General features: G+C 70.0%; 5 protein-coding genes. All 5 read left to right on the top strand.

The genetic code is table 11. The features are described 5' to 3' along the window. The coding region (locus K8V84_RS00160) for a universal stress protein (RefSeq protein ID WP_304069091.1) at positions 1-903 on the top strand (903 nt) is incomplete at its 5' end. A gap of 299 nt (positions 904-1,202) precedes the next feature. After that, positions 1,203-2,756 (top strand): aspartate aminotransferase family protein, encoded by a 1,554-nt coding sequence (locus K8V84_RS00155; RefSeq protein ID WP_304069090.1) that lies wholly within the window; start codon positions 1,203-1,205, stop codon positions 2,754-2,756. Continuing rightward, on the top strand, positions 2,753-4,192 hold the full coding sequence (locus K8V84_RS00150; protein WP_304069089.1) for a lysine N(6)-hydroxylase/L-ornithine N(5)-oxygenase family protein: 1,440 nt from the start codon (positions 2,753-2,755) through the stop codon (positions 4,190-4,192). The genes K8V84_RS00155 and K8V84_RS00150 overlap by 4 nt, the downstream gene beginning before the upstream one ends. Further along, positions 4,189-4,776 carry a GNAT family N-acetyltransferase gene (locus tag K8V84_RS00145; RefSeq protein ID WP_304069088.1) on the top strand — a complete coding sequence of 196 codons (588 nt, stop codon included), beginning with the start codon at positions 4,189-4,191 and terminating at the stop codon, positions 4,774-4,776. The genes K8V84_RS00150 and K8V84_RS00145 overlap by 4 nt, the downstream gene beginning before the upstream one ends. Beyond that, positions 4,773-6,578: an IucA/IucC family siderophore biosynthesis protein gene (locus K8V84_RS00140; protein ID WP_304069087.1), complete on the top strand. Its 1,806-nt coding sequence runs from the start codon at positions 4,773-4,775 to the stop codon at positions 6,576-6,578. The genes K8V84_RS00145 and K8V84_RS00140 overlap by 4 nt, the downstream gene beginning before the upstream one ends. Positions 6,579-6,582: the final 4 nt, after the last annotated feature.

The following is a 6,582-nucleotide window of genomic DNA, read 5'->3' as shown; positions in this document are numbered from 1 at the left end:
GGAACGCCGAAGGTGGCCGTGGGCGTCGACGGTTCGGCGACGGCCGAGAGGGCCCTGGGCTGGGCCGCGTCCGAGGCCGCGCGTCGCGGGTGGCCGCTGCACGTGATCCACGCCCTGGACATGCCGTTGGTGATGTCGGTGTACGCCGGGCCCACCCGGTTCCCGCCGAGCGAGGAGATCACCGAACAGGGCCAGCGGATCCTGAGTCGCGCCGAGGCTCACATACGAGAGCTCGAACCGGAGCTTGTGGTGGAGACCGTCCTGGCCCTGGAGGACCCGGCCAAGGCCCTGCTGAAGCGCACCGGGCCGCAGGACCTGCTGGTGACGGGTTCACGGGGCCTGGGCGCCGCGCGTTCGGCCCTGGAGTCGTCGGTGAGCGTCCGGTTGGCCGCGCGCGCCGAGTGCCCGGTGGTCGTGGTGCCCGAGAGCGAGGCCTCCGTGGTCACGGCCCCGCGCCGGATCGTGGTGGGCGTGGACGGTTCCGACTACTCCCGTAGCGCGCTGGACTTCGCGTTGCGCGAGGCGGCCCGGGTGGAGGGGGGTTCGGTGGTCGTGGTGCACGGCTGGCGGATGCCGGTGCCGTTCGACTCCGAGGAACTGGCCCGGAGTGGTTGGTCACCGCCGAACGACCTGCTGGACCAGCGGTCACAGGAGATGGTCTCGGAGATGCTCACCCACGTCCAGGACGAGGAGACCGAGCACGTGGGGGTGGCGGTCGTGCGGATGGACGCCGCCCCCACGGACGCGCTCGTGGAAACCGGCGCGACCGCGGACATGATCGTGGTGGGCTCCCGGGGCCGGGGCAGCGTACGAGGGTTGCTGCTGGGTTCGGTGAGCCAGGGTGTGCTGCACCGGGCGACGGTTCCGGTCACGGTGCTGCCGCGGGCGATCCGCAAGCGCTGACGCAGAGGACCAAGCCACGCCACGGGCGGGGCGGTCGGACACTCCATCGGAGGCCGGCCGGCCCGTCCGTTTTCCGTGTCGGGGGCACCATGAGGAGAAGTCCGGGCGGTGGATCACCTCGGAAGACGTGACTTTGGGTGACTGAAACATCCGTTTATGTAAGACTCCTCACGATGCGCCCGATTCCGGCTTAGGTTAGCCTCCCCTGAGTTGCCTCTCCCCCGGGCGACCTGTCCATTCCCCACGCCGAGCCCGTCCCACGGGCTTCTTCGACGTGCCCGCCTTCAGAAGGACGATTCATGAGCTCTCTCGCGAGGTCCCTCCAGGACCCGCCGGGGCCCCTGGCCCCCGACCACAGGGACCAGCTGTTCGACGCGCACAGCGCAGGCCGTTACCGCGACCTCACCGACGGCGTCGTCGACCGGATCGCCGACCGGATCGCCCGCGTCGATCGACCCTGCACCGGGGCCACCGCCGAGGACCTGCGTCCCGGGGTCGAGTCCGTAGACCTCGAACGTCCGCTGCGCGACCCCTCCGCCGCCCTCGACGAGTTGGAACGGCTCTACCTCGACGACGCCGTCTACTTCCACCACCCCCGCTACATGGGGCACCTCAACTGCCCGGTGGTCCTGCCCGCCCTGCTCGGCGAATCCGTGCTCTCGGCGGTCAACTCCTCCCTGGACACCTGGGACCAGAGCGCCGGCGGCACCCTCATCGAACAAAGGTTGATCCGCTGGACCACCGACCGCATCGGCCTCGGCGACCGGGCCGACGGCGTCTTCACCAGCGGTGGCAGCCAGTCCAACCTGCAGGCGTTGTTGATGGCCCGTGACGAGGCGCACCGGCGCGAGGGAGGCAGCCTGGCCGAACTGCTACCGCGCATGCGGGTGTTGACCTCCGAGGTCGGCCACTTCAGCGTCGCGAAGTCGGCCGCGCTGCTGGGGCTGGGCTACGAATCCGTCATCTCCGTGACCTGCGACGACCGCCGCCGCATGCGACCGGACGCGCTCGCCGCCGAGCTGCGCCGCTGCCGCAGCGAGGGCCTGCTGCCCATCGCGGTCGTGGCCACCGCCGGCACCACCGACTTCGGCAGCATCGACCCCCTCCCGCAGATCGCCGACCAGTGCACCCGCCACGGCCTGTGGATGCACGTGGACGCCGCCTACGGGTGCGGACTGCTCGTCTCGCGCCACCGCCACCTGCTCACCGGCATCGAGCACGCCGACTCGGTCACCGTGGACTTCCACAAGTCCTACTTCCAGCCGGTCAGCTCCAGCGCCGTGCTGGTGCGCGACTCCCGTTCGCTGGGCCACGTCACCTACCACGCCGACTACCTGAACTCCCGGTCCGACGGCAGCACCCCGTTGCTCTCCCCCAACCAGGTCGACAAGAGCCTGCAGACCACGCGCCGCTTCGACGCGCTCAAGCTCTGGTTGACCCTGCGGATCATGGGCGCCGACGGAGTGGGCGAGCTCTTCGACCAGGTGCTGGACCTGGCCGCCGAGGGGTGGGCACTACTGGACGCCGACCCGCGCTTCACCGTGGTCACCCGGCCCACCCTCAGCACCCTGGTGTTCCGTTGCGCGCTGCCCGGGGTCGCCCCGGAGGTCGCCGACGGCGCCAACCGGTACGCGCGTGAGGCCCTGCTGGCCTCGGGCCTGGCCGTGGTGGCCCGCACGACGGTGGACGACCGCCCGCATCTGAAGCTCACGCTGCTCAACCCGCGCAGCACCCGGGAGGACATCGCCGAGGTCCTGGACCTGGTCGCCGCGCACGCCGAACGCTACGTCACCGAACACGGATCGGCGGTCGACACCGCACCCGCCCTCGCCCAGACCAGGAGGACCCGTTGAGCACCAGCACCGCCACGCCGGAGGGTCGTGTCCACGACTTCGCCGCCGTCGGCATCGGCCCGTTCAATCTGGGACTGGCCTGCCTGAGCGAGCCGATCGCCGAACTCGACGGGATCTTCCTGGACCAAAGACCGGAGTTCGACTGGCACAGCGGCATGCTGTTGGATGAGGCCGAACTCCAGACGCCTTTCATGTCGGACCTGGTCACCCTGGCCGACCCCACCTCCCCGTACTCCTTCCTCAACTACCTGAAGGAGACCGGACGGCTCTACCCGTTCTACATCCGCGAGCGCTTCTACCCGCTGCGCGCCGAGTACAACGACTACTGCCGGTGGGCGACCGCGAAGCTGGGCGAGACGGTCCGCTTCGGACAGCGGGTGGAGAGGGTCGAGTACGACGCCGAACAGGGCTTCTACCTTCTGCACAGCACCGATACCGCCACCGGTGGGCACCGGCTGTTCCGGGCCCGGCGACTGGTACTGGGCACCGGCACCCCTCCCTACGTTCCCGACGCCTGTCGGAACCTGCCCGGGGACGCCGTGCACAGCGGCGACTACCTCTTCGCCAAGGAAGAGCTGCAGAGCAAGCGCGGTGTCACGGTGGTGGGGAGCGGGCAGAGCGCCGCGGAGATCTTCCACGACCTGCTCCAGGACGTGGACACCCGCGGCTACGAACTGAACTGGGTCACCCGGTCACCGCGGTTCTTCCCGCTGGAGTACACCAAGCTCACCCTGGAGATGACCTCTCCGGAGTACGCCGACCACTTCTTCTCCCTGCCCGGGCAGACCCGGGACCGCCTGGTCGCCTCGCAGAAGAACCTGTACAAGGGCATCGACACCGACGTCATCAACGCGATCTACGACCTGATGTACACCAAGAGCCGACTCGGACCGCTGCCGGTGCGGCTGATGACCAACACCGAGGTCACCGGCGCGGCCAGGGACGAGGCGGCGGCCGGGTACCGCTTGGAGCTGCGCAACTCCGACCAGGGACGCGACTTCGCCCTGAACACCCAGGGGCTGGTCCTGGCCACCGGCTACCGGTACCGGGCCCCGGCTTTCCTGGAGTCCATCTCCGACCGGCTGGCCTGGGAGGGCGAGGACCGCTTCCGGGTACGGCGCGACTACCGCGTCGACCTGGCCGCGCACGCGGACGGCGGCGCGACAGGTGGCGGCGACGGGACTCCGGCCCCGGCGGGCGCGGTGTTCGTGCAGAACGCGGAACTGCACACGCACGGCTTCGTCTCACCGGACCTGGGCATGGGCGCCTACCGCAACTCCTACATCCTGCGGGCGCTGCTGGGTCGGGAACCCTACGCGGTGGAGCGCTCCATCGCCTTCCAGGAGTTCGGGGCTCCGGTCGGGTCCACCTCCGAGGTCCCCGCCGCCGAGACCGCTCCGGCCGGCGACGCGGAACTGGAGGCGAGCAGCCCATGAGCCGCGCCTTTCCCGCCGGCCTGACCAGGGTCGATCCCGACCTGGGGACCTTCCGGGTCGCTCCCGTGGACCCGGACGCCGACATCGACCTCCTCCACGGGTGGTTGACCCATCCCAAGGCGGCGTACTGGCTGATGACCGACTTCTCGAAGGAGGACGTCGCCCGCTACCTCCGGTCGGTGCACGACTCCGAGCACGAGAACGCCTACGTGGGCACGTGGGAGGGCGGGCCGTGCTTCCTCGCCGAGCTCTACTCCCCCGCGCACGGCGAGGTGGCCCCGCACCACGACACGCTCCCGGGCGACGTGGGGATGCACTTCCTGGTGGCACCGACCGACACCCCGGTGCGGGGGTTCACCCTCTCCGTCATCACGACGGTGATGGAGCTGGCCTTCGCCGACCCCGCGACCGAACGCGTCGTCGTCGAACCCGACACGGGCAACAAGGCCGTGCACAGGCTCAACGAGGCGGTGGGCTTCCGGATCGAGTCCACCGTGTACCTGGCCGAGAGCCGCAAGGACGCCTACCTGAGCACCTGCACCCGCGAGGACTTCCTAACAGCCACGAGAGGAGTCGCCCGATGACCATCGACCACGACCCGCGCGCGATCGTCGACCACCTGGCCCCCGAACCGTGGGCCCGTGCCAACCGTCTGCTGGTGCGCAAGGCCCTGGCCGAGTTCACCCACGAACGGCTGCTCGTCCCCGAACCCGACGGCGAGGGCGCGTACAAGGTCCTCGCCGACAACGGCGCCGAATACCGCTTCAGCGCCCGGGTCATGGCGCTGGACCACTGGCGGATCGACGCCGACAGCGTCGTGCGCCGCTCCCCCGAGGGCGAGGTCACCGAGATCGACGCGTTGGACCTGGTCATGGACCTGCGTGAGACGCTCGAACTGAGCGAGGAGGTCCTGCCGGTCTACCTGGAGGAGATCTCCAGCACCCTGGCGAGCAGCGCGTTCCGGATCACGAAGGGACAGCCCACCGCCGCCGAGCTGGCGCGGTCCGGTTTCCAGGACATCGAGGCCGGGATGACCGAGGGGCACCCCTGCTTCGTGGCCAACAACGGGCGGCTCGGGTTCGACGCCGCCGAGTACCGGGCCTACGCACCCGAGGCGGGGCGGCCGGTGCGGCTGGTGTGGGTGGCGGCGCGACGTTCGCGCACCACCTTCTCCCACTCCGCGGACACCGACCCCGACACCTTCCTGCGTTCCGAACTGGGCCCGGAGCCGTTCGAGGCCTTCCAGGCGCGGCTGACGGACCTGGGACTGGACCCGGCCGACTACCACCTCGTACCGGTGCACCCATGGCAGTGGTGGAACCGACTCGCCGTCACCTTCGCCGCCGACGTGGCCCGCCGCGACCTGGTGTGCCTGGGGCAGGGACCGGACGAGTACCGGGCGCAGCAGTCCATCCGCACCTTCTTCAACACCTCGCACCCGGAGCGGCACTACGTCAAGACGGCGTTGTCGGTGCTGAACATGGGGTTCCTGCGCGGACTGTCCGCGGAGTACATGGAGGCCACGCCCGCCATCAACGACTGGTTGGTCGGCCTGGTCGAGGGTGACCGAACGCTTCGGGACACCGGAATGGAGGTGCTGCGCGAGCGGGCCGCGGTGGGCTACCGCGCCACGCACTACGCCGAGGCCGCGCCGAAGCGGTCGCCGTACCGGAAGATGATCGCCGGGCTGTGGCGGGAGAGCCCCGTGCCGCGGCTCCGGACGGGTGAGCGCCCGGCGACCATGGCGTCGTTGCTGCACACCGACGCCGAGGGCGGTTCGTTCGCGGAGGCCCTCATCGTCGAGTCCGGGCTGGCGCCCGCGGAGTGGCTGCGCCGCTACCTGGACGCGTACCTGGTGCCGCTGTTGCACTCGTTCTACGCGCACGACCTGGTGTTCATGCCGCACGGTGAGAACGTCATCCTGGTGCTGCGCGACGGAGTGCCGGAGCGGGTGCTGATGAAGGACATCGCCGAGGAGATCGCGGTGATGAACGCCGAGGCCGAGCTGCCCGGTGAGGTGGAGCGGATCCGGGCCGAGGTGCCCGAGGACATGCGGTTGCTGTCCCTGTTCACCGACGTCTTCGACTGCTTCCTGCGGTTCCTCAACGGCATCCTCGCCGACCGGGGCGTGCTGGCCGAGGACGACTTCTGGCGGACGGTGGCCGAGTGCGCGGCCGACTACCAGGCGTCGGTGCCTCACCTGGCGGAACGGTTCGAGCGCTACGACCTGTTCACCGACCGGTTCGCGCTGTCGTGCCTGAACAGGCTCCAACTGCACAACAACAGGCAGATGGTGGACCTGGACGACCCCGCGGGGGCGTTGCGGCTGGTCGGGACCCTGGAGAACCCGATCGCGGCGTACCGTCCGGCGACCGTCCCCGGGTAGTTCC

The organism is Nocardiopsis listeri, assembly GCF_020741345.1.
GTDB lineage: Bacteria > Actinomycetota > Actinomycetes > Streptosporangiales > Streptosporangiaceae > Nocardiopsis > Nocardiopsis listeri_A.
Note: the sequence above shows the minus strand (reverse complement) of the source record. Positions and strands in the feature narration are given on the sequence as shown.